The sequence below is a fragment of the Paenibacillus thiaminolyticus genome, from assembly GCF_003591545.1.
Lineage (GTDB): Bacteria > Bacillota > Bacilli > Paenibacillales > Paenibacillaceae > Paenibacillus_B > Paenibacillus_B thiaminolyticus_A.
Genome location: NZ_QYZD01000009.1, coordinates 1 through 23,445 on the forward strand (window position 1 = coordinate 1; position 23,445 = coordinate 23,445).

Annotated in this window: 28 protein-coding genes and 1 tRNA gene; 27 read left to right on the forward strand and 2 right to left on the reverse strand. The window is 47.5% G+C overall.

All coding sequences use genetic code 11. The features are described 5' to 3' along the window. Window positions 1-247: 247 nt before the first annotated feature. From DQX05_RS11775 to DQX05_RS11840, 14 genes are all read left to right on the forward strand, one after another. Window positions 248-1,525 carry a helix-turn-helix domain-containing protein gene (locus DQX05_RS11775; RefSeq protein WP_119793759.1) on the forward strand — a complete coding sequence of 426 codons (1,278 nt, stop codon included), beginning with the start codon at window positions 248-250 and terminating at the stop codon, window positions 1,523-1,525. Continuing rightward, a complete protein-coding gene (locus DQX05_RS11780) occupies window positions 1,522-1,743 on the forward strand; it encodes a hypothetical protein (protein ID WP_119793761.1) in 222 nt (73 codons plus the stop codon). The genes DQX05_RS11775 and DQX05_RS11780 overlap by 4 nt, the downstream gene beginning before the upstream one ends. Before the next feature lie 179 nt (window positions 1,744-1,922). Next, on the forward strand, window positions 1,923-2,270 hold the full coding sequence (locus DQX05_RS11785) for an aspartyl-phosphate phosphatase Spo0E family protein (protein ID WP_119793763.1): 348 nt from the start codon (window positions 1,923-1,925) through the stop codon (window positions 2,268-2,270). Window positions 2,271-2,401: 131 nt separating this feature from the next. Then, a complete protein-coding gene (locus DQX05_RS11790) occupies window positions 2,402-3,268 on the forward strand; it encodes a hypothetical protein (RefSeq protein WP_119793765.1) in 867 nt (288 codons plus the stop codon). 184 nt (window positions 3,269-3,452) lie between these two features. Next, the gene (locus DQX05_RS11795) at window positions 3,453-3,710 is read left to right on the forward strand and encodes a hypothetical protein (protein ID WP_119793767.1); all 258 of its coding nucleotides are present in this window, start codon (window positions 3,453-3,455) and stop codon (window positions 3,708-3,710) included. A gap of 134 nt (window positions 3,711-3,844) precedes the next feature. Beyond that, window positions 3,845-4,012 (forward strand): hypothetical protein, encoded by a 168-nt coding sequence (locus DQX05_RS30685; protein WP_182914714.1) that lies wholly within the window; start codon window positions 3,845-3,847, stop codon window positions 4,010-4,012. Beyond that, window positions 4,009-4,371, forward strand: a complete 363-nt coding sequence (locus DQX05_RS11800; protein WP_119793768.1) for a hypothetical protein — start codon at window positions 4,009-4,011, stop codon at window positions 4,369-4,371. The genes DQX05_RS30685 and DQX05_RS11800 overlap by 4 nt, the downstream gene beginning before the upstream one ends. 459 nt (window positions 4,372-4,830) lie before the next feature. Then, the gene (locus tag DQX05_RS11805) at window positions 4,831-5,994 is read left to right on the forward strand and encodes a DNA cytosine methyltransferase (protein ID WP_119793770.1); all 1,164 of its coding nucleotides are present in this window, start codon (window positions 4,831-4,833) and stop codon (window positions 5,992-5,994) included. Between the two features lie 3 nt (window positions 5,995-5,997). Further along, window positions 5,998-6,732: an Eco29kI family restriction endonuclease gene (locus DQX05_RS11810; RefSeq protein WP_119793772.1), complete on the forward strand. Its 735-nt coding sequence runs from the start codon at window positions 5,998-6,000 to the stop codon at window positions 6,730-6,732. A 669-nt stretch (window positions 6,733-7,401) separates the two neighbouring features. Next, a complete protein-coding gene (gene noc / locus DQX05_RS11815; protein WP_119793774.1) occupies window positions 7,402-8,217 on the forward strand; it encodes a nucleoid occlusion protein in 816 nt (271 codons plus the stop codon). A gap of 194 nt (window positions 8,218-8,411) precedes the next feature. Beyond that, window positions 8,412-9,173 (forward strand): ParA family protein, encoded by a 762-nt coding sequence (locus DQX05_RS11825; protein ID WP_119793778.1) that lies wholly within the window; start codon window positions 8,412-8,414, stop codon window positions 9,171-9,173. Then, window positions 9,166-10,020, forward strand: a complete 855-nt coding sequence (locus DQX05_RS11830) for a ParB/RepB/Spo0J family partition protein (RefSeq protein WP_119793780.1) — start codon at window positions 9,166-9,168, stop codon at window positions 10,018-10,020. The genes DQX05_RS11825 and DQX05_RS11830 overlap by 8 nt, the downstream gene beginning before the upstream one ends. 220 nt (window positions 10,021-10,240) lie before the next feature. Beyond that, window positions 10,241-11,410 carry an aminotransferase class V-fold PLP-dependent enzyme gene (locus DQX05_RS11835; RefSeq protein WP_119793782.1) on the forward strand — a complete coding sequence of 390 codons (1,170 nt, stop codon included), beginning with the start codon at window positions 10,241-10,243 and terminating at the stop codon, window positions 11,408-11,410. 27 nt (window positions 11,411-11,437) lie between these two features. Next, window positions 11,438-11,965 (forward strand): DUF4446 family protein, encoded by a 528-nt coding sequence (locus DQX05_RS11840; protein WP_119793784.1) that lies wholly within the window; start codon window positions 11,438-11,440, stop codon window positions 11,963-11,965. Here the strand turns inward: DQX05_RS11840 and yyaC are convergent. Next, window positions 11,962-12,549, reverse strand: coding sequence for a spore protease YyaC (gene yyaC, locus DQX05_RS11845; protein WP_182914715.1), 588 nt, complete (start codon window positions 12,547-12,549; stop codon window positions 11,962-11,964). The genes DQX05_RS11840 and yyaC overlap by 4 nt on opposite strands. Before the next feature lie 106 nt (window positions 12,550-12,655). On the opposite strand from yyaC, the gene DQX05_RS11850 reads away from it, so the two are divergent. The 4 genes from DQX05_RS11850 (at window position 12,656) to DQX05_RS11865 (ending at window position 14,210) form a co-directional block, all read left to right on the forward strand. Further along, window positions 12,656-12,931, forward strand: a complete 276-nt coding sequence (locus tag DQX05_RS11850) for a putative Se/S carrier protein (protein WP_119793788.1) — start codon at window positions 12,656-12,658, stop codon at window positions 12,929-12,931. A 4-nt stretch (window positions 12,932-12,935) separates the two neighbouring features. Next, window positions 12,936-13,865 carry a mechanosensitive ion channel family protein gene (locus DQX05_RS11855; RefSeq protein ID WP_119793790.1) on the forward strand — a complete coding sequence of 310 codons (930 nt, stop codon included), beginning with the start codon at window positions 12,936-12,938 and terminating at the stop codon, window positions 13,863-13,865. Further along, window positions 13,855-14,058: a DUF951 domain-containing protein gene (locus DQX05_RS11860; RefSeq protein ID WP_087442692.1), complete on the forward strand. Its 204-nt coding sequence runs from the start codon at window positions 13,855-13,857 to the stop codon at window positions 14,056-14,058. The genes DQX05_RS11855 and DQX05_RS11860 overlap by 11 nt, the downstream gene beginning before the upstream one ends. Before the next feature lie 61 nt (window positions 14,059-14,119). Further along, window positions 14,120-14,210: transfer RNA gene (locus DQX05_RS11865), tRNA-Ser, on the forward strand. Between the two features lie 619 nt (window positions 14,211-14,829). On the opposite strand, the gene DQX05_RS11870 is transcribed toward DQX05_RS11865, so the two are convergent. Then, window positions 14,830-15,024, reverse strand: coding sequence for a YjzC family protein (locus DQX05_RS11870; protein ID WP_006678725.1), 195 nt, complete (start codon window positions 15,022-15,024; stop codon window positions 14,830-14,832). Window positions 15,025-15,304: 280 nt separating this feature from the next. Between DQX05_RS11870 and rpsF the strand changes: the two genes are divergently transcribed. The 9 genes from rpsF to dnaB all read left to right on the forward strand — a co-directional run bounded on the left by rpsF (window position 15,305) and on the right by dnaB (window position 23,404). Then, window positions 15,305-15,592 carry a 30S ribosomal protein S6 gene (rpsF, locus tag DQX05_RS11875; RefSeq protein ID WP_119793791.1) on the forward strand — a complete coding sequence of 96 codons (288 nt, stop codon included), beginning with the start codon at window positions 15,305-15,307 and terminating at the stop codon, window positions 15,590-15,592. Between the two features lie 47 nt (window positions 15,593-15,639). Continuing rightward, entirely contained in the window at window positions 15,640-16,146 is a 507-nt protein-coding gene (ssb, locus tag DQX05_RS11880) for a single-stranded DNA-binding protein (protein ID WP_087442693.1), read from the forward strand. A 20-nt stretch (window positions 16,147-16,166) separates the two neighbouring features. Then, window positions 16,167-16,442: a 30S ribosomal protein S18 gene (rpsR, locus tag DQX05_RS11885; protein WP_119793793.1), complete on the forward strand. Its 276-nt coding sequence runs from the start codon at window positions 16,167-16,169 to the stop codon at window positions 16,440-16,442. A 623-nt stretch (window positions 16,443-17,065) separates the two neighbouring features. After that, complete coding sequence (locus DQX05_RS11890) at window positions 17,066-18,043, forward strand: LCP family protein (protein WP_119793795.1); 978 nt, start codon at window positions 17,066-17,068, stop codon at window positions 18,041-18,043. 117 nt (window positions 18,044-18,160) lie between these two features. Continuing rightward, window positions 18,161-18,583, forward strand: coding sequence for a CBS domain-containing protein (locus tag DQX05_RS11895; RefSeq protein WP_119793797.1), 423 nt, complete (start codon window positions 18,161-18,163; stop codon window positions 18,581-18,583). Window positions 18,584-18,701: 118 nt separating this feature from the next. Then, the gene (locus DQX05_RS11900) at window positions 18,702-19,637 is read left to right on the forward strand and encodes a YybS family protein (RefSeq protein WP_259391928.1); all 936 of its coding nucleotides are present in this window, start codon (window positions 18,702-18,704) and stop codon (window positions 19,635-19,637) included. Between the two features lie 11 nt (window positions 19,638-19,648). Then, window positions 19,649-21,607 carry a DHH family phosphoesterase gene (locus DQX05_RS11905; protein ID WP_119793801.1) on the forward strand — a complete coding sequence of 653 codons (1,959 nt, stop codon included), beginning with the start codon at window positions 19,649-19,651 and terminating at the stop codon, window positions 21,605-21,607. Beyond that, a complete protein-coding gene (gene rplI, locus DQX05_RS11910; protein WP_087442700.1) occupies window positions 21,604-22,047 on the forward strand; it encodes a 50S ribosomal protein L9 in 444 nt (147 codons plus the stop codon). The genes DQX05_RS11905 and rplI overlap by 4 nt, the downstream gene beginning before the upstream one ends. Before the next feature lies 1 nt (window position 22,048). Further along, window positions 22,049-23,404 carry a replicative DNA helicase gene (dnaB, locus tag DQX05_RS11915; RefSeq protein WP_119793802.1) on the forward strand — a complete coding sequence of 452 codons (1,356 nt, stop codon included), beginning with the start codon at window positions 22,049-22,051 and terminating at the stop codon, window positions 23,402-23,404. The last annotated feature ends 41 nt before the right edge of the window (window positions 23,405-23,445 follow it).

Consider the following 23,445-nt stretch of genomic DNA (forward strand, 5'->3'; position numbering starts at 1 on the left):
TGCCAGAGACGTTCCACCCGTCCCTTGGCTTGCGGTGTAATTGCCTTGATGTGCTTTAATCTGCAAGTCAGCCATCGCTTTGCCGAAGTGTACGGACTCCCCTTTAGTTGCCCTTGGGTTAAATCTTCGTTAAATATGTCTTCAGTAAAAATCGGTTAAATTGTCGTTATGCCTATTTCATTTACAAAACAATCATGAAATGGTAATGTATAGATATGAATAATTCCATTATAAGGAAGGTGAGGGCGTGAGTTCCGTCAGTCTGGAGTTCTCAACCTTGGGGGAACTGATTCAACGCTATAGACAAGAGCGGGGGATGACGCAGGCTCGTTTGGCCGAATTGTCAGAAGTGAGCAGCGGGAGTATTTCCAAGATCGAGAATGGAGAAATTCGGCGGCCCGACTTTAAAACCATCCAGCCGATCATAGCGGCTTTGGAAATTCCCCTCGACGAAATGCTGGATCCATTCATGTTAACAAACCCCCGCTCCGATACATTATTTACACTGCTTTATGACTCTTTTTCACTCCAAAATGCATCCCTAAGCGCAAAGATCACTTCATGCTTGTTAGAATCCGAAGATGAAAACAGCGATGCAATAGCAGCGAAACTATTGCTCAATGCACAGCAGCTCACTGACAAGACCGAAATAAAACTCGCGTTGTTCGACACGGTGATCGCCTATGCCAGGAGCCACGGCATGCAGTCCTTTGTAGCGCGAGGGTCGCTTCAAAAGTATTTAGTGGAACGAGATGATTTCAGCAAGTTGGAAGAAACATTTCAATCGGGAAAATACATTTTGCATTATACGGAGTTTTTGTCCACCGAAGAGCGAATAACTTTGTACTATAAGTTGGGCGTGCATGCCTATAACTTGCGTAAGTTCAACGAATGTATCGAGCTATGCAAGAGCGCTATCATTGAGGATGAATCGGAGAGCAGCTTTAAGGCTTACTCAACATTGTTGATTTGTTCTTCTTATTTCCATCAGGAAAAGTTCGAGTTAGCAGAAAAATACTTGAAAACATTCAGCTTATTCAACTTTCCTTTTGTTAAAGAGAATGTTGATTTTATGACAGCAAAACTTAATCAGCGCAAGGGAAAAACAGATTTAGCAATTACTCAATTACAGGAATGCCTGAAAACGTCTTTCTATAAAATTAATATCGTTAACACACTTATTGAGCTGTATCTTTCTTCCTACGATGTAAGCCCTGTAGAAATATTAATCCATCACGAACCGGAGTTTCTCCCTAAGAATTTAAGTAACCCTATATCAAAGGCAGGATATGCTCACTACTTCCTTAATAAAGGAAAATACATGATCATGATTGGGAAAAGCTATGAAGCCCTGAGTTGCTTTATAAAGAGTGCGATCATCTTTTCAAAAATTAGTATGCCTAAACATACCTATGAATGCTTGGAATTCATTTTTCAAATATCAAAAGATAATCATAGCTCCCAAATGGAAGATAACATAAAGAAACTCTTTGCCGAATTAAAAAATGAGGAGGGGTTGGAATGAAAAAAGCAGTCACTAAACTGATTCTGACTGTTATGGCAGTTTTTCTGTTTTTGATGCCTTTATCATTTGGCTATAAACTTAATAAACAGGAAATCACTATAGCCTCTGTCAGGGGTAACGTTATTGTTCCCTGGTCACACTCAAATGAATACAACGCGTATAAAGAAAAGAATATTTCATTTTACGGTGGTGGTGATGACGTTTACGTTCCATGGTAACAATTCTGATTAACAGTGGAGAGGATATATTGGATTCTGATGAGCCTTAGATATTAAAGGCTCTTTTTTATTTTTCTTTGTTTTACAAATATGTCGACAATAGTCGAAAACTTCCTCGAAATTGCAGAATCTAGTATTTAAGAAGGCTTCTATACAATGACAATTAACAGCATTTGTTGATGACAGCAACCTGCTTTTTATCCTTAGAAAATAGAACAAACACCGGGCTGCCATCTTTAGATCAAGGATATGGAGCAGGTACTAGAAATGACAGATCGTTAGGAAAGGTGGTAGAGCCTATTGAGCGTTTTTATTTTGACAGCCCTATAAACGAAATAAGCGATGCTGATGAAGTTAAGATTGAAAGAACGCGACATATGCTGAAACAAGCCGTTCAAAGCGGAAAGAAGTTTACAGATTACGATGTAGTGCAACTTAGTCAGAAGCTTGATGAGTACCTCTTGGAAATTCAGAAGAAGAGACTGATTAGGAGAGAAATTAGAAATATTTCTGAAAGTTTAGAGTAATTCGAAAATTGAGCTTAAAGGGCTTATTTTTTATTAAAAAAAATCGTAGTTTTACGTTGAACGGAGTTCATAGGGAAGAAAAATTAATAGCCCAAATGATGATTAAAATTTTTTTAGGAGGTAATAAATAAATGAGGATTGTCAAAAAAGCATTGTTTCTACTTTTGATGTCAGTAATGGCTTTAGGTAGTACCGTTTTAGCTGAAAGTGGGAAGGTTAAAATTATTGATCCTAAACCTATTACGATGCTAGAGTCTTCAACAATTTATAGAGAATCTCCTCCCTCTGATAAACTGGTTAGGGTAGAAAAAGTCGCTGATTTAAGAGGAATTGACAAGCTTACTGGAGAAGTTATCAATGAACAAGCTCTTAAAGAATCATTGTTAGAATATTATAATTCAGACAGGAATAATCATATTGAAGACATTCAAAATGTTGATAGCATTGTTGCCAAGATTAAAACATCCAATAAAAATTTTAGAAATGTGGCATCTATGTATAGTGATGGACAGGTAGTTAAAGAGGGATGGAGCAAGGAACCAAAATTGACATCATCTCAATATTACCTTCATTATTCTACTTCTTGGATTACAGAGGACAACTATCGTTCGGATGTTGAAATAACAGCTACGTACACACAAACCTTAAAAGTATCATATAACATGGGATTTACCGGAGCTGTAGAGATTAAAAATAAATTTGGCTTTTCAACTTCTAAAGGTGTTGAACAAACCTCCACAATTTCCAAAGGTGCAACGGTACCAGCTTGGACTGTTTGGGGAACTAGACCTTATATAAAGTATAGAACGGATAACTACTCAGGGGAATATGTTCTTACTATTTATGCGGGTGGATCTCTGAATAATTATTACTATACAAAGACTGGATCTAACAACGTACTCTTAACAAAATCTAATGAATATTGGTCTAGACAAAACACTAGTAAAAGTACATCTGCAAGAACACCATCCCCTCCAACTGGTGCCCCTAAAGCTTAATACTCTGACTGTTTCCCCTGATTCATATAGAATTGGGGGGATTTTGTCAAAAGGTATTGTTAAATACATCCAAATAATTACACCTTAGGTTATAATAGATCTGTGTAAATGGAAGTCCATTTAATAACGATGATGAGAGATGATTTAAAAATAAAAAAGAATCGGTACTGTGAGGAGAGTTGGGATGAAAAAATCGATCATTGGAAGTGTGCTACTATTTAATGGAACTTTAATTTGCCTAACAATAATCACTCTTGCTGCAAAATTTTCATCTAGTATTGACACTTGGAGAGGAACAAAGCTCTGGTTTGCAATTTTTGGTGCATTGGATATCAGTAATGCACAAAGCCTGTTTCTAGGCATCCCATTCGTAATTGGACTCATGTTATTTTTCTTAGGGTTACTCGTGTTAATCATTGAATATTTCAATAAAAGTCATTAGAGCGTGGTTTCATACAAGATTATAGATCCTTGCTCTTGAAAATGTTCCGCTTTATGCTCCCGAACTATCTATTTTAATAGATTATGCATTCGTGTATTTTGGCATATAACAATTCTGTAATATGGGGAACTGCAATGGATAAAATAATCATTGAACCAGGTCACGCGGTTGGAACGATTAAGTTGGGAATGACCAAAGATGAAGTTAATCAATGTATTCAAATGTACATGCAACGATATGATGATGAACTGGAACGATGTTTTAAACGTTTTATTTTTCCGGTGATGAAAATCAAAAATTGATTGCAGTCCAGGTATTACGAGATTTAATGGAATTTGCAAACTTTAGATGCTATGGAATCGATGTTTTCAATACAAAGGCCGAAAAGTTGATCGAAATAATTGATAAAATAACGGCATTAAGAACAAGTGAGCCCGAATTAGGATTTGATTATGACTTTGCAGAGGTTGGTCTTTCTTTCTACAGGTCTAATGTCTTTACTGAAAAAGAGATGGAGCAAGAATGGTTCAAGGTAAAATCTCCAGAAGAACAGGAAGATGACATGAAGTATTTCTACTTTGAAACCGTGATGGTCTGTGGATTGGATTATTATGATTTGTTAAGAAAAGCGAGGGAAGGAAAGCTGCTAGAAAAAGAATGATTTATTCTCATGACAGAGTCGCAGGAGTAGTCTTGCGGCTCTTATGATTTACCCAAGCTCAATGTACCACCCAATATGCCGTGAGCTTCGGCTATTCGCAAGGATGAGTATTCACCTGTTCTGTCATTGAAGGTTCGATTCGATCTCTAGCGTTAATCCCTATCATCATTTATTGCAACATTTGGATGGACTAAACCGTTTCCATAAACAGGAGGGATGCGTATCACTGGTGCACTTGTAAAGACAAGTTGCCCACTTCAAGTGGTGATTGGCGAATAAGTTCAGTTACTTTGAACGGATATTTATATCGGGCAACCGCGCTTCAATCATAACATAATTAATAATCGACAAAAGCTCTCATTTACCTGCAATTCATAACAATAAAATTCAAATACTGCATCTGCTTCATTCGAATGATATAATGAAATTATATCTAATATTTTTCAGTTGGAGGAAACAATGAAAGCACTTGAATTGTTCGCTGGAGCTGGCGGACTGGCTCTCGGTACGGAAAAAGCCGGTTTTAAACATGTGGCAGTTGCTGAGTGGAATTCAGATGCATGTTCAACATTACGCCTAAATAGACCTTGGTGGAATATTGTCGAGGGCGATGTTCGCCACCTTGCATATTCTGATTTTGGTCATGATCTTGACCTAGTGGCGGGGGGGCCGCCATGCCAACCCTTTTCTTTGGGCGGGAGACACCAAGCTTGGAATGATGATCGGGACATGTTTCCCGAAGCGATTAGAGCAGTGCGTGAAATTCGACCAAAGGCATTTTTGTTTGAAAACGTTCGTGGACTCGCTAGAAAATCTTTCTCGACCTATATTGAATACATTGTTTTACAACTTACTTATCCTTCTTTATCCCGAAAGGACAAGGAATCTTGGCAAGATCATTTGAGTCGTCTCGAGAGACATCATACAGGTACTGGAGGCAATAAACTAGAGTACAAGGTAATCCCTCCTAGAGTCTTGAACGCAGCAGACTACGGTATCCCACAACGCCGAGAACGTATCTTTTTTGTTGGCTTTCGTGCTGATATAGATGCTCAGTGGAGTTTTCCTGAAGCTACACATTCACAGTATGCTCTTCAAATAGCAAAGTGGGTCACTGGTGACTACTGGTCTTCAAGGTCTATTTCTCCTACGCAAGCGCCACCTTCTTCTAAAATGTTGGAAAGCTTAGTTCAGGTGACCATGGACGATCCGCTTATTCCCTGGATGACTCTGCGAGATGCAATCAGTGATCTGCCTGATCCTTTAGTAGAAACAAGTATTGCTAATCATATTTATCAACCAGGTGCCAAACCTTACCCCGGACATACTGGAAGTGTTCTGGACGAACCGTCGAAAACACTTAAAGCCGGTGCACACGGGGTGCCAGGAGGGGAAAATATGATTGCTTTTCCCGATGGTACATACCGGTATCTGACGGTAAGAGAGTCAGCAAGAGTACAGACCTTTCCCGATAGTTACATTTTCCAAGGCTCTTGGAGTGAGGCGATGAGACAAATCGGCAATGCGGTACCGATGGATTTAGCCGCTCAAGTCGCCAAGCAAATATATGATGCTTTAAAGCAAGCTGAACTACAAAAAAAGAGTTTAAAAAGGTGTGTATAGATTTTGCTGATACCCGGCTTTGACGAATTCGAACTTGATCTAGAGCGTGCCTTCAAAAGAGATTTACCTCCATTCATTGAAAGTGTAGGTGCGGCGCCTCTAACGTACGTAAATATTGCTACAATACCCGTGAAGAGAAATGGAGTCTATTTACTTTTACAGGATGATAATGTTATGTATGTAGGTAAAACTGACTCGCAAGCAGGCTTTCAAAATCGATTAACACGCCATGCAATTCATATTCAGCATCGTAAAAACCTTGACCCTCATTCCATTTCTTTTAAAGCTATTTCTATACCCGTTTTTAAAAACGCCGATCTTGAAGGGATGTTAATTCAACACTTTGAAGCTCCTTGGAATTACTCTGGATTTGGAAGCAATGACCCTGGAAGAAAGAGGGATACACAGGAGCCGGCCAACTTTGATAAGCAGTATCCAATTGATATCGATATTCCATTAGCTCTTGTGCCCGAAAAAACTGTCAGATGTTATGAGTTGCTAAGAATATTGTCTGTAAATCTGCCCTATACATTCAGATTTGAAAAAAAAGAGTATCAGGAAGAACTCGATATACCTATAACTATTCCCCATGAGAACATGACTGTTAGAGACCTTCTATTATTGATTTTAAAGAATCTACCAGAAGGTAAATGGCAAGCTACGGTCCTATTAGGGAGAGTCATTCTATACCGCGAAATTAAAAACTATCCATTTCATCAATTAATTATTCGTTCATAAAATTGGGGAGGCTTAAATAGCCTCCCCGTTTTTTCCTCATCGTAAGCAAAATAATACCTCTCGCACTAGGTCGATTCACAAGAAAATGAGTATAATCGAAAGAGGCAAATGGACAAGATACAGAGTCGTCATAAATGGGAGACGCAAATTGCGGATTTAAAAGTAAGCGGTCTTACGATCCATCAATTGATGGTTTAATGAAAACAGTGGTAGACAACTGATTATGGGTAGATGTCCCTGGACAATAAAATAAGGAGGAATTTTCTATGAAGGCGGGAACGTGAAGACTTCTTAGTAAAGATTATGGTGTTACGTGCAGTCATAGCATCTTGGGCTTGGAAGGGGAATGAAACGTTCCGAGAATATCTATGAAACGCAGGAACATCATGGTATCATGTAAAGTAGAGCAGAAATGGGTGCCAATGGAATTGGTGATTTGTTCCACGTGGAACAAATTTTTCGTTTATGTTCTCTACTTGCAGGAAATAGGTGCCTGCTTGGAGAATAGATAGGATAGAGGATAGCTGTATTTATGCATCAGCATGGATATAGCACGGGTAGGCTTTTCATGTAGGTATGGATTACGGATTATACAATCCGATGGAGCAGAGCAACTGCCGCTTCTTCAAGTGTCTGGCATTATTTTGAAGTTAGGTGGTATTATCGGATATGAAAGAACAACTGTCTCGGTTATTCGGTTTTGCAGAGCGGGGAGCGCTGGATGAGGTTAAACAGCTTCCGGTGAACGAGATTGTCACCAGCCCTTATCAGCCGCGTACCATTTTTGATGATGAACGAATTGATGAATTGTGTCAGACGATCAAGACCCATGGTGTAATTCAGCCGATCGTGGTTCGGCGGCGTAACGGCAAGTACGAGATTATTGCCGGGGAGCGGCGTTGGCGGGCCGTGAAAAAGCTAGATATGGACACCATCCCGGGGATTGTTCGAGAGATTAACGATTCCCAAGCGGCATCCATCGCCCTGATTGAGAATTTGCAGCGTGAAGGGTTGACCGCGATCGAGGAAGCGGTTGCTTACCAGAAGCTGATTGATCTCCATGATCTGACACAAGAAAGCCTGGCGCAGCGATTAGGCAAGAGCCAATCGACAATAGCCAACAAGATTCGGTTGCTTCAACTTCCTGAAGCAGTCAAGACAGCTCTGATGGAACGCAAGTTGACGGAACGTCATGCCCGGGCACTGTTGAGTCTCGATTCGGAAGAATGGCAGCTCAAGCTATTGAATGAGATCATTACGAAGGAACTGAATGTGAAGCAGACGGAAGCGAGAGTCGCTTTCTATAAAGAAGTCAATAAGGCCAAAAAGACGAAACGTATTTCGTTCACGAAAGATGTACGCTTGGCCTTGAACACGATTCGCCAGTCGATTGATATGGTATCCGGATCCGGTCTGAAGATTAAAACGGATGAGACGGATCATGAGGACCATTATGAAATTGTGATTAAAATTCCGAAACGATAAAATCACGTCTTGAAGTCCAATCATGTGCTGCATGTCTACCGTTGCTTACAATCGGATGAAGACGTTGGTGTTGTTCGCATGGCGGAACGTTAGGGCGGCAGCCAAGACGCCGCTCTTTTTATTGCATAGGAAAGCAATTGAAGTCTCGATGCAGCTGGATAAGGCAGAAAGAATCAACATTGAGGTGAAGAGGAATGGCTAAGGTCATTGCCATTACCAACCAGAAAGGCGGCGTCGGGAAGACCACGACGACGGTGAATTTGGGTGCGGGTTTGGCGTTGCAAGGTAAGCGGGTATTACTGGTAGATATCGATCCGCAGGGCAATACGACAAGCGGAGTAGGGATTAATAAAGCGGATGTAGCCAACTGCATTTATGATGTCATCATTAATGACGTCCATCCCAAAGATGCGATCGTTCCTACGATGGTCGAAGGCTTGCATATTATACCGGCCACAATTCAATTGGCAGGGGCCGAGATTGAACTGGTGCCGACGATTTCACGGGAAGTCCGGCTGAAGAAGTCATTGCAGCTTGTGGCCCATTTGTATGATTATATATTGATTGATTGTCCGCCGTCATTAGGGATTTTGACGATTAATTCGCTGACGGCTTCTCATTCCGTCATTATTCCGATTCAATGCGAGTACTATGCCTTAGAAGGATTGAGCCAACTGCTCAATACAGTAAGACTGGTGCAAAAACATCTCAATACGTCCTTGCAAATTGAGGGCGTGCTGTTGACGATGCTGGATGCTCGTACGAATCTGGGCATTCAAGTCATCGAAGAGGTGAAAAAGTATTTCCAGCAAAAGGTGTATCAAACGATCATTCCTCGGAATATCCGTCTGAGCGAAGCACCGTCGCATGGACAGTCGATTATGACGTATGATCCGAAATCGAAAGGCGCCGAGGTATATTTGGAACTTGCGAAGGAAGTGATTTCATATGAGTAAGCGTTTAGGACGCGGCTTGGATGCACTCATTCCTTCCTTATCCGTGAACGACGATGATAAGGTTACGGAAGTCTCCTTGCAGCAATTGCGCCCAAATCCTTATCAGCCGCGCAAAAACTTCGATGAACAATCGATTCAGGAGTTGGCCGAGTCGATTAAGCAGCATGGTGTCATCCAACCGATTATTGTTCGGAGCGTCGTCAAAGGCTACGAAATCATTGCAGGAGAGCGGCGTTACCGGGCTTCGCAATTGCTCGGGTTGGCAACGATACCGGCGGTGATTCGCACCTTTTCCGATCAGCAAGTGATGGAAATTGCCCTCATTGAGAACCTGCAGCGGGAAAATCTGAATGCAATTGAGCTTGCGCTCGCCTACCAAGGTCTGATGGATCAATTCTCGCTTACGCAGGAGGAGCTATCTGTAAAGGTAGGGAAATCACGCTCGCATATTGCTAATTTCCTAAGATTGCTTCAGCTTCCGGAAGAAGTAAAGGAATATGTTTCACGTGGAACACTATCGATGGGACATGCACGAGCTATCGTAGGTGTAAAAGATACGACGAAAGTGAAGCAGCTTGCGAAGTCGACGATTGAGCAAGGCTGGAGCGTCAGACAACTGGAAGAGGCGATACAGCAGCTTCATCAGAAAAACAAGCCGGCAGAAAAGCCAAAGGCTGTTCGCCATGATCCATATCTGCATGAAGTAGAGGAGAACCTGCGCGAACAATTCCGCACCACGGTCCGGATTAAGCAAAATAAAGACAAAGGAAAAATTGAGATTGCGTATTTCAGCAAGCAGGATTTGGAGCGATTGCTGGAATTGCTGCAGACCGTTTCTTCCAAATAATAATTTTTGCAAAAAGCTGGACACTTGGTTGTCATCCTTTGCCCAAAGGATTAAACTAAGAATGCCAGTTTTTTTCTTTTTGAGACGAGGTTTTGCCGGACAGATTTCGGCTAAAAACAGCTTATTTCCAGGGAAATATTGGGATAGAAAAGGTTACAAAAATGTTCTATTTGTCCATGCCGGGATCAGGTAAAGTTATAGGTAGAATGAGGTGGATGAGATGCGCGGAAGAGAGGATGCGCCTCCGATCATTTATATGGATCATGCAGCCACCTCGTGGCCCAAGCCAGCATGCGTCATGGAAGCGATGCAGCGGTCGATGCTGGAAGAAGGAGGGAATCCGGGGAGAGGCGGGCATCGGATGTCCGTGAAGGCAGGCAAGCGCATTCTTCATGCGAGAATGGCGGTCGCTAAGCTGTTCCAGGTGGCCAATCCGGTAGATATTGCCTGGACGGCCAATACGACGATGGCGTTGAACACCGCTATTCATGGCTACATCCGGCCAGGGGATCATGTCGTAGCAACCGGTGTGGAACATAACTCGGTTACTCGTCCACTGGAGTGGCTGATACGCCATCATCGGGTTCAGGTCACTTATGTCGAAGCGGATGCATCCGGAACGGTTGATCTTCATCAGATTCGGCAGGCCATGAAGCCTCATACCCGGCTCGTCATCTGCAATCATAGCTCCAATCTGTTCGGTTCCATTCAGCCGGTAGGGGAGATTGCGGCCATTGCGCATGATTATGGCGCGAAGCTGCTTGTGGATGCTGCCCAGTCGGCAGGTCTGCTGCCCATATCGGTGGCGGCGCTTGGGATTGATATGCTTGCTTTTCCCGGCCACAAAGGTCTGCTTGGACCACAGGGAACCGGCGGGCTATACATTGACCCTTATCTCGATGTCCATCCTCTCGTACAGGGCGGCACGGGAAGCTATTCCGATGAAGCGGTTCACCCTGCCACGCGGCCGGACTGTTATGAAGCGGGGACGCCGAATACGGTCGGTATCGCCGGATTGGAAGCAGGGGTACGATATGTACTGCAGGAGACGGTGGAGGCCAGGTATAAGAAGGAGTGGGAACTGGCTCAGAAGCTGATGGAATCGATCGAACGGCTGCCAGGCCTGCATGTTCTTGGTCCTGCGCTCGGGCAGCCACGGACGGGAATCGTATCCCTGATCAGTGATCGTATCGATAGTTCCGTCCTGGCCCATCGTCTCGATCGCGAATTCAGCATTGCGGTGAGGGCGGGATACCATTGCACTCCTGCGGCCCACCGGGCAGCGGGGACGTTGGAGTCCGGCGCTCTGCGGATTAGTGTCGGTTGGAATACGACAGAGGAAGATATCGAAAAGGTAACGGAAGCTCTACATTGGTTATGCATCGGATAAGCTAGAGGCAGGAGAGAACAGAGACCTATGATGAATGAATTATGGAATGAATGGTTACCGCTGGTCGTACTGTGTACGGCAGGGTTATCTCTTATGTTACTATTATTAGTATGGATTCAGGGCGTGAAGCTTCGTAAGCTGCGGCGGAAATACATGTCCATCATGGGGGAGAGCGGAGTCGAGCAGCTCGATCTGGTGCTGTCCAGCATGCATGATGACATGAACCGGTTGCGGAGCGGAATCGAGCAGCATCAACGGCGCATTCAGCAGCTGGAAGGAGCCGCAGCCAGAATGAAGTCCCATGTCGGCATTCAGCGTTACAACGCCTTTGCAGAGCATGGGAGCGAACTGAGCTTCTCGGTTGCCTGGATCAACGATGAACAAGACGGCATTGTGCTGACAGGCATTCATGGCCGGGATCATTCCTATGTATACGCGAAGCCTGTGGAGAAAGGCCAATCCACATATTCCTTATCACCGGAAGAAAAGCAGGCCCTTGAAGCGGCGGCAGCCAGCCGTGGACAAGCCGCCTCGGCGAAGGCAGACAGAGATTAGTTGACAGGGGTTATCCCTACGATCGATTGATGAATCACTTCTCCGATCAGTTCGGCCATGCTCATGACCAGATGAAGCCGAGTATTCTGGAGCACGAAATATTCCATGAAGCCTCCGACGTTGACGATGCCAGTAATGTGCATGTCGCCGACCGGGGGCAATTGTTTATTCACCCCTGCGCCCGGTCGGACAGGGCCATGCTGGATCTGAACCGCGCCAACGCTGCTGCTCTGGCCAAGGCAGGCATCGACAGCCAAGATGAAGGTCGTTGGATCCTCCTGCCGCAATTCATCCAGCTTGTCCTGCAAATTCATGGCATGGACCGGCTGCTGCAGCGTCCCGAAGACACGGTACTGGGAAGTGGCTATTTTGCCCAGATACGTGCCGACAAGCGGACCAAGACAATCTCCGGTGGAACGATCGGTCCCAATGCATACAACCGTCAGCGATTGGTAAGGCGCGCGCATGCGCAAGTGATCGCGGCAGGAACGGACCAGCGTCGTCAGCGCTTCCGGTGTGTTATAATCCACTTTGCATGGAGGACAATCTATTGGAGCGGGAGAATTAAAGAGAGAATAACTCACGGCGCAACCTCCGTTTCTACGAAATAGTAGTAACTAGTATATGGATGAAAGAGGAGTTTTATACTCGCAAGAAGGAAATCATACTGTTAAGGAAGGGTGCACCGTTATGAATGGAATGGAGGCGGAAGAATGGCTGCTGGCCTTTGATTCTACCCAGCATGCGCTGCGAATGGAAATGCTGATGGAGTATCTTGAGCTGGATATTGATACTTGTCCGACGCCGGCGCAGATAACGGCAGGATGCGCGCTGTCCATTCAGTTCCAGCCCGACGATCTGGAGGCGGTCCGCACGCTGATTCGAACCGAGCGGGTTGAGATTCGCGGGATATTCTATAAGCAAGAGGGTCAATATATTCAATTGATAGAATCGGTAGAGGAGTGAGACGATGCTGCAGGCAGAACCGGCAGATACCAACATGATGGAGCAGAACATCGAACAGACGGTCGGCATATTTCAGAAATGGCAGCATCAGATGATGGACTGGATAACGGATCCTTCCACATGGGAATGGCTTCTTATTAAGTCCATTCGGATCGTGCTCATTATTCTCATCTCCCGGATTGGAATCAAGGTGCTTTTCCGCATGATTGACCGAACCATAAACAAGAAGGGAAGGGGCAATCTTGCGCTTAACCCGCGCCGGCTGCTCACGATTGTGAAGCTGCTCAAAAATGTCACCTCATTGACTCTGAATTTCACGATGATTATGTTCATCTTAATGGAGTTCAACGTCAATCTGGCGCCGCTGCTGGCAGGGGCAGGGGTCGTTACGTTTGCAATCGGCTTCGGCTCGCAGAGCTTGGTCAAGGACGTGATGACTGGATTTTTCATCATCTTCGAGGATCAATTCGCCGTAGGGGACGTTGTCAAGGTCGGACAGTTCCAGGGAACGGTGGAAATGATCGGGCTAAGGTCTACGCGGATACGCAGTTGGACAGGGGAGATACATATTATCCCCAATGGAAGCATTACGGACGTAACCAACTATTCGATCAGCAATTCATTAGCGGTGGTGGACGTCGTCATCGCCGCGGATGAAGATGTCGATGCGGCGGTTCAGCGAATGGAGAATATATTGGCAGCCTTGCCGGTGCGTGAGCCGAATGTGATTCGGCAGCCGCAGGTGCTCGGCATTCAGACGATGACCCGCACCGAGACAACGATACGCATCATCGCGGAATGCAAGCCGTTCACCCAGGCGCAGGTGTCCAGACTCATCAATCTGGAGGTTAGAAAGTCGCAGCACCAGAAAGAGGAGGACACGGCAGTGATCGAAAACTTTGAAGGAAAGGGGTTCTCGACGAATGGAACGTAAGCAATTTGAATTGGGAGATATCGTGCAAATGAAAAAGCCGCATCCATGCGGCACGAATGAAATGGAAATTATCCGTATGGGGATGGATATTCGCATTAAATGCGTAGGCTGCAAGCACAGCGTGCTCATTCCGCGGGCCAAGTTCGAAAAAAGCATGAAAAAAGTGCTTCGTTCGGCAGAGACGGAGACCTAAAAAAAGTGGAGTAAAACATCTTGCATTTTTAAATTCCATGTGGTAGAATGAATTGTGCTGTGGAAAGGTACCCAAGAGGTCCAAGGGGGCTGACTCGAAATCAGCTAGGCGTGTCAAAGCGTGCGTGGGTTCGAATCCCACCCTTTCCGCCACTTTCACTTTAGTTCTACCCTCTGGTAGGATACCGGAACTAATGGCTAATACATACGTTAGACCGTTGGCTGCTTGCCTGGCGACTAACTGATACGGTACCTCTTACGCGATTATGCGTAGGAGGTATTTTATTATTGATAAGATCAATTGGTTTACACTTTGGATATTCGCGTTACTGACGTTTGTCGTGACGCTGCTGATATACCTACACACAAAAATAGACCGCCCAATCACAAGGTACACGGTCTAGCATAGCGATTATTATACGTCTACTTTATTTGGCATTTGTGTGAATCCGTGACTCTGGACTCGCCACGTACACAAATGAAAGGACTCCGCAGCTGCAGAGTCCTTTCCTGGTTGACGGTGCATGATTAGACTTTCTTTACTTCACTTCTTCAGATGGCTCAGGTTCATCATATATGGCAGACCATACAAGATTCGTGATTCAGACTAAAGTGTCTTTGGCACATCCCCTCGCTTCTCTTATGATGCTATCGTAAAGTGTGCGTCATCACTTGGTTGTTTCGCTGCAATGTTCAACGGAACCCACCTCGCTTTGCACCGTCAGTCGTTATTATGGCTGTTATTGCCGATTTTATGCGCAGAAGATTTTATTTAGTGTGTAAGAGCGTGTGATTTCTTTTTCCATTTGCGGTCTTTGTTGGTCGTCTCCGGAAACGTTTCGCCCTTTTTCAATCGAATCTGCTTCGGATCCTGAATCTCGGTATGGAAGCTGGCTTCGCCTACCTCCATATAGATACCGTCGTTGGGCGCTTTGTCTCCCGGCTCGAATTCGGTGCGTTCACCCATCCTTGCCACCTCCTGACATCGGCAGAATTGTCCCTTCTTCAATGGTATTGTTCGCGTCCGGTTGCAGATTCATGAGTGGAGAAATGTAGGAGAGAAACGGCTCCCATGGAACCCATCTTACTGGGGTGACGGTAATGCGGGATGAAAAATGCCAAGCCAACAAAGGAATGGCTTGCACCATAGCCCTGTTTTTGATATATTTATTTAGTGCGAGTTTTCTCGCTCCTTGCTCCTGACACACCGATCAGGGGCCTGAAGTCCAAGAGGAGGTGAACGTGAAATGCGCAAATACGAATTGATGTACATCATTCGTCCAGACATCGAGCAAGAAGCTGTCCAAGCTGCAGTCGACAAATTCCAAGGCGTCATCTCTAACGAAGGCGGGGAAATTACGAAGCACGACGTGATGGGCAAACGCCGCCTTGCTTATGAGATCAAGAAGTTCCGCGACGGTATCTACGTTCTCGTGAACTTCACTGCACAACCTGCAGTGGTTGCCGAGTTGGAGCGTCAAATGAAGATCTCCGACGAAGTTATCCGCCATCTCGTAACAACAGACGTGGCTTAATTGCCAACCATCGTATTTCGTAAGGATACGTCGAAGGAGGGGATTACATGTTGAATCGCGTGATCTTGATTGGTCGTCTAACCCGTGACCCTGAATTGCGCTATACGCCATCCGGGGTTGCTGTGACGCAATTTACGCTGGCGGTCGATCGTCCGTTCTCGAACCAGAGCGGCGAGCGCGAGGCGGATTTCATTCCGGTGGTTACATGGCGGCAGTTGGCAGAGACTTGCGCCAATTACTTGCGTAAAGGTCGGCTGACGGCAGTGGAAGGCCGAATCCAAGTCCGCAATTACGACAACAATGAAGGGAAGCGCGTATACGTTACGGAGGTTATCGCCGATAACGTACGATTCCTGGAGTCCAACCGCGACAGCGGAGGAAGTCGTGATGATATGGGCGGAGGTTATGGCGGCGGACAGCCGAACAATAACTCACGGCCATATGGCGGAGGCGGCTCTAACCAGCCCCAGTCCCAGTCCCGCGGTCCGGCAGCGGATCCATTCTCTGACGACGGCAGACCGATCGATATATCTGATGATGATTTGCCATTTTAATAGGGAAAGGACTGAATGGAATGAGCTTCAAGCAAAATGAAGGCGGCGAACGCAGCGAGCGTCGTTTTAGCGGCCGTAAAGGACGCAACAAGCGCCGTAAAGTATGTTACTTCACTGCGAACAAAATTACGCACATCGATTACAAAGACACGGATCTGTTGAAGAAATTCATCAGCGAGCGCGGTAAAATTCTGCCTCGCCGTGTAACAGGAACAAGCGCAAAGTATCAACGTTTGTTGACTGTAGCGGTCAAACGCTCCCGTCAAGTAGCGTTGCTGCCATACACAACGGAGTAATCCAAGAGAGCAGCCGGGTCGACGACTCGGCTGTTTTTTTATGTCTTCATTTACATGTCTGACCTCAAAAAAATCATAAATTTCCCCTTAAAAATCTATTAATTATTGCCATATTTTCAATATATACACCAAAACTGTGACGAATCTGTATTTTATTTTTTGATCAAATACATGTAAAATAAAACTTGTTGTTTTCTGTAATTCGACAATGTATGGTAAGATCCAATGCAATACCTCATGGTTCCAACTCATGCGACAGGCTAAAAAATAGATAAATCGGACCATGAGCAGCTAGGGGTAAGCCGAACATGAATAGAAGGCGGCTTCAGCTTCTTGGATCGACCGGGAAGAGGGAACCGGATTGAACGAGTGTCGATCGGTAGGATGCGCCATTCATCAAGGGCGTGTCCCGGAGCATAATATGCTAAAGGAATGCATCGCGCGAATTGCGTCTTAATGGGGAAGACGCGGTGGGAAGAAGCGATGTTTCATTTGTTGATCAGTTGTGTAATCATCCGGCAAAGGGGTGCGGCAAACGAACTTGCCCAGGAAAGTACAGCAAAGAGAAAACAAGGCAGCGGGCAGGGCGCTACAAATTCATCAAAAAGGAAGAAGTTGATAGCATGAAAAAATATAAAAAATGGTGGATAGCCTTCCTGGTCATCGCCATCATCGGTTTCGGAGGATTTTTTTTCCGCAAACAGATCGCGGTCTTGGCGTTCGACATGTTCCTGTCGGGGCATGTGGAGGAGACACTGGAGAATTCGTACAAACCGATTGAAGGAAAAGAGGAAGTTATCCGGAAGGTTACCGAGCCGTTCTCGGTATTGCTGTTAGGCATCGATGCCCGCGGCAATGAAGTCGGGCGTTCGGACACCATCATTTATTCCGTCGTGCGGCCGCAAGACAATAAAGTACTCCTGCTGTCGATTCCGCGCGATACGTACACCGAGATTATCGGCAAAGGGTTCGAGACGAAGCTGAACCATGCCTACGCCTACGGGCAGGCCAAGATGAGCATGGACTCGGTGGAGAACCTGCTGAAGCATAAAGTCGATCATTATGCGACCATTAACTTCGAGGGCTTGAAGGATGTCGTCGATGCATTGGATGGCGTAGAGCTTCCGATTAAGGAAGACATTGTGAACAAGGACCCGAACCATGAGAAATTCCGGATCGAGGCCAATAAGCCAATCTACAACGGACAGGAAGCATTATACTATGTCCGCTATCGTGAGGATTCCGACATGAACCGGACGATGCGCCACCGCATCTTCTTGAATGCCATCATGCACCGGGCAATCGAAATGGATAAAATCGGCCGAATTCCAGAACTTATTCAAATTATGGGTAATAATTTCTCGACCGATATTCGTCCTAAATTCATGATTGACCTGGCGAAAACGATGTTCACGCAGTCGGATACGCCGCAATTGAGCAGCTATATGCTGCATGGCGACGGCAAGATGATGAGCAATGTGTGGTACTATATGGTCGATGAAGATGATATGGATTATGTGAAGACGCTCCTTGATAATTGGCTGGATCCGAACACGAAGAAGGCCGATCTGATGGAACCGCGTGAAGTGAAGGAAGATTAAAACGGATCGAGTCAGTCGTGATTGCGGCTGACTCTTTGTTTTTGATAAGGGAAATGTGTTAATTTATTCTTAGGGAGAAAAATGGCCCCTGCTTGACATGAGGAGGAGACCACGCGGATGAATATTGCTTTTTTCTTGACACCCAAACATGAAGTCGTATGTTTGACGGTGAGCGCCACCTTGCGTCAAACCTTGGAAAAAATGGAGCATCATCGCTATACCGCTGTACCCATACTGAATGATGAAGGGGAATTCGTGGGGACGGTTACCGAGGGAGACCTGCTGTGGCATATGAAGAATTCGAATGGGAGCATCACCTTCGAGAACGCATCGCGCTTTGTGCTGAAGGATGTGCCCTTGAATGTGCGCCATAAAACGGTACGCATCGATTCGAATATGGAGGATCTGATCAAGTTGGCCAAGGTGCAGAACTTCGTTCCGGTCGTTGACGATATGAACCGCTTCATCGGCATTGTCCGGCGCAGCCAAATTATTGAATATTGCGAGCAGTTCACGTCGAAAGCCATGAATATCAAGTAAATATGGTATAATGAAGAATGACGGTTTTATTGGGGACAGGGAAAAAATAAGGAAGTTAGCCCCGGTTCTTGCGTGACGAACGGGATAGAACCAAGAGGGAAGAAGAGCTTCTCAAGAGGTGAATAGGTTGAAATATCGCTGGTCATCGTTAGCATGGGCGGTTGCGGCGCTCGTATTGTTATTATCCATCCTACAACCGATTATGGTGTTGACGATGAGTCTTATGGCGGTGCCGTTTGTCATGCTCTACGCAACACAATCCCTGCGCGGATTTATTCTGCATGGGGCGGCATTGTTATTGATTGTTTATTTTCTGCTCGGCGGCTTCGGGATGGCAGGCGTGCTGACGGGTGTATATTTTATGATTCCGGGAATCGTATTCGGTCATATGTTCAAGCAGAAGCGACCGGCCTTGAACGTATATGTCGCGGGAACGGCTACATTCCTCGTGGAATCGCTGCTCCTGTTGGCGCTTGCCAAGCTCGCATTCGACTTCAATGTGTATCAGTACATTATGTCAGTGATGACCGAGAGCATGGCTGGATTGCAGCAGACTTCGCTGTTCCCGGCGGATCTGACGCAGGAGATGAAGGAGCAATTCGTTCTCCTGCTCAGCCAAATGATCCCGTTCATGCTTATTATCGGCGCGCTCTATATGGGTACGATCACGTATGCGATTAGCCGGGCGCTGCTGACGGCGCAGGGCATTCCGGTGCAGAAGCTGAAGCCGGTGCGGCAGTGGATGCTGCCGCGCGCCTTGATCTGGTACTACTTAATTACGATCATTCTGGATCTGATCGTGCAGAAGTCGTCAGGAAGCTTCCTGACTCTAATCCTGATCAACCTGGTCCCGCTGCTTCAAATCGCTTTCATGGTGCAAGGCATCGGATTCCTGTTCTTCCTGGCGCATTCGCGCAAATGGAACAAGGTCATTCCGGTCGCTTTTACCATTGCAGTCATCTTTGTGCCGTTGCTCCATGGCATCTTGCGAATTATCGGAATCGTGGATCTGGCCTTTCCGCTTCGACAGGCCATGTCCAAGCCAAAAGCGTAGGGTGAGAAGCTATGCCTAAAATGTTGTTCCAACGCTGGTATTTCAAGCATATCATCTGGACGTTCGTGCTGCTGGTCGTGGTCACGAGCGTCCTCGCTTATTACAACTGGATGGTCGGCTTGCTTGCCTTTGCCGGGATTGCCGCATTGGCCGTGGCTTCACTGGCGGCGGAACACAAATTCCGGCAAGAAACCGAATTGTATCTGACCACGCTGGGGCTTCGCGTCAAGCGGGCCGGAGAGAGCGCCATCGTCGATCTGCCCTACGGCATTCTCCTGTATAGCGAGAACCGGGTCATCGAATGGCATAATGCTTATGTGGCGCAGCTTGTGGAGCAGGACGGACTGGTCGGCGATGAACTCGGGGAGGTTTTCCCTCAGCTCCAGTCCGGCAAGGACTCGGAGCACTCACAGGAGCTGTTCATCGGCGGACGCATCGTCCATGCGGATATCGTGCCGGGGGAGCGGGTTGTCTATTTCACGGACATTACCGAGATATGGACCCTCCGCAAGCGGTATGAGGAAGAACGGATCGTCGTCGGAACGGTCATTATGGATAACCTGGAAGAGTCAACTCAAGGCATGGAGGACCAGCAGCGGACCGGGCTTATCGCGCGTGTCGCCGGCCAGATTACAGAATGGGCGGCGGAGAACGGAATTCTGATTCGGCGGCTTTCTTCCGAGCGGTACTTCCTGGTCATGGATGTACAGACCTTAAAGGCGCTGGAACAGACGCGGTTCGCGATTCTGGACGAAGTGAGAGAGGTGCTGTTCGGCAATAAGCTCCCGGTTACGCTCAGCATGGGGATTGCGGCCGGAGCAGACAGTATTGCCGAGCTCGGCCGGATGGCTCAATCGAGCCTCGATATCGCCTTGGGCCGGGGCGGGGATCAGGTTGCTGTCCGCATGGGCCAGCGGCTGTCTTTCTATGGAGGCAAGTCGAACGCGGTCGAGAAGCGGACGCGAGTGCGTGCCCGCGTCATCGCACATGCGCTGCGCGACTTCATCCAGCAGAGCGACGCCGTGTTCATTATGGGGCATAAAGTGCCGGATACGGATGCAATCGGTTCGGCAATCGGCGTGCTGCACGCGTGCCGGATGCTTGGGGTTGAGGCGTTTATCGTACTGGACGACAGCAATCCGTCTATCGACCGGATGGTGGATCAGCTGCGGAAGGACGAGATTCTCTGGTCCCGGTTCATTACCCGGGGCGAAGCCGTGGAGATGATTACCGAGGCCAGCCTGGTCGTCGTGGTCGATACGCATAAAGCTTCCTTAGTGGAAGAGCCGAAGCTGCTGCGCTCGGAACGGATTGTCGTCATCGATCATCATCGACGCGGCGAGGAATTCATCAATGATGCGGTGCTTGTCTATCTGGAGCCGTATGCGTCATCCACGGCCGAGCTTGTCACGGAGCTGCTGCAATATATCCATAACCGGATTAACTTGAGCGCGCTGGAAGCGACGGCGCTGCTGGCGGGGATAACGGTGGACACGAAGCATTTCACGCTGCGGACCGGTTCACGCACCTTCGATGCGGCCAGCTTCCTCCGCCGTCAAGGCGCCGATCCGCTGCTCGTGCAGCGTGTATTGAAGCAGGATCTCGATGAATATATCGAGAAGGCCGAGATTATCCGGCGGGCGGAAATGCTGTACGGGCATATTGCGGTCGCGGTAACGGAGCCAGGACGCAAATATTCACAGTTGCTCATCGCGCAGGTAGCTGATACGCTGTTGAATATGACCGATGTGCTGGCATCGTTCGTCATTAGCGAACGTCCGGACGGACTCATCGGGATTAGCGCGCGATCGCTCGGGCAGATGAATGTCCAGGTGGTGATGGAGCGGCTGGGCGGAGGCGGCCATCTGACCAATGCGGCCGTGCAGTTGGCGTGTCCGTTGGAGGAAGCGGAGGCCACGCTGAGACGCGTGCTCGAAGAAATTGATGCGGAAGAGGGGCTGTTCGAATGAAAGTCATTTTGTTGCAGGATGTTAAAGGACAAGGCAAGAAGGGGCAAATCAAGGAAGTCTCCGAAGGATATGCGCAGAACTTCCTGTTCAAGCAGGGACTTGCGCGTCCGGCGACGGACGGCAATCTGAAGACCCTGGAGCAACAGCATAAATCGGAGCAGAAACGCAAGGAGCAGGAGAAGCTGGATGCGGAGAAGCTCGCTGCGACCTTGAATGAGACGACGGTACCGCTGTCGGCGAAGGCCGGAGAAGGCGGCCGCCTGTTCGGGGCGATTACGACGAAGCAGATCGCGGAAGCGCTCAGCAAGATGAAGCTCAAAATCGATAAGCGTAAGATCGAACTGGACGAACCGATTCGTTCGCTCGGCTATACGAATGTAACCATAAAGCTGCACCCGGATGTAAAGGCGACAGTGAAGGTTCACGTCACGGAGGAATAAGATGAACGACTTGTTCGTTGATCGAATTCCGCCGCAAAATCTGGAGGCGGAGCAAGCGGTACTCGGGGCGATTCTGCTGCAATCCGAAGCCTTGATTACGGCGATGGAACGGATTCAGCCGGAGGACTTCTACGATCCGGCTCACCAAATGATCTACGAGGCGATGATTGAGCTCGGCGAGGAAAATCAGCCTGTCGATCTGATTACGCTGACGGCCAAGCTGCAGGCGAAGCAGCAGCTGGAGGATGTCGGCCGTATCTCGTATCTGACGAAGCTGGCCAACGCGGTGCCGACCGCGGCCAATGTCGATTACTATGCGCAGATCATCGAAGAGAAGTCGATGATGCGCCGCCTTATCCGGACCGCGACCCAGATCGTGAGCGAAGGCTATTCCGGAGGCGAGGATGTCTCCGGCCTGCTAAGCGATGCGGAGCGGCGGATTCTGGAAATATCGAATCGCCGTTCGTCCAGCGGCTTCATCGCGATTAAGGATGTGCTGATGGATGTCTACGAGCGGGTCGAGTTCCTGAGCGAGCATCAGGGCGGGACGACGGGGATTCCGTCGGGATTCCCCGATCTGGACAAGATGACGTCAGGCTTCCAGCGAAGCGACCTCATTATCGTGGCGGCTCGTCCTTCGGTAGGGAAGACCGCGTTCGCGCTCAATATCGCCCAGAATGTCGGCGTGCGGGCGAAGGAGACGGTGGCGATCTTCAGTCTGGAGATGTCCGCCTCACAGCTCGTTCAGCGGATGATCTGCGCGGAGTCGAACGTGGATGCGGGCCGGCTGCGCACCGGACAACTGGAGGATGACGATTGGGAGAAGCTGACGATGTCGATTGCGGCGCTGTCCGAGGCCGAAGTCTATATTGATGACACGCCGGGCGTGACCGTCGCCGATATCCGGGCGAAATGCCGCCGCCTGAAGAAAGAGCGCGGGCTCGGCATGATTCTGATTGACTACCTGCAGCTCATTCATGGCCGCGGCAAGCCGGGAGAGAACCGGCAGCAGGAAGTATCCGAGATCTCCCGGACGCTGAAGCAGATTGCCAGGGAGCTTGAGGTTCCTGTCATCGCCCTCTCGCAGCTGAGCCGGGGCGTGGAGCAGCGCCAGGATAAGCGCCCGATGATGTCCGACTTGCGGGAATCCGGTTCGATTGAGCAGGATGCCGATATCGTCGCGTTCCTGTACCGCGATGATTATTACAATCAGGATACCGAGAAGAAGAACATCATCGAGATCATTATCGCCAAGCAGCGGAACGGTCCGGTTGGGACCGTCGAGCTCGTCTTCCTCAAAAATTTCAATAAATTCGTAAGCTACGAACGCAGTCATCATGAAATGCCTACGGGATAGACATTTAATGGAATTCATAGCGTGCGAGCGTTACTTTTCCG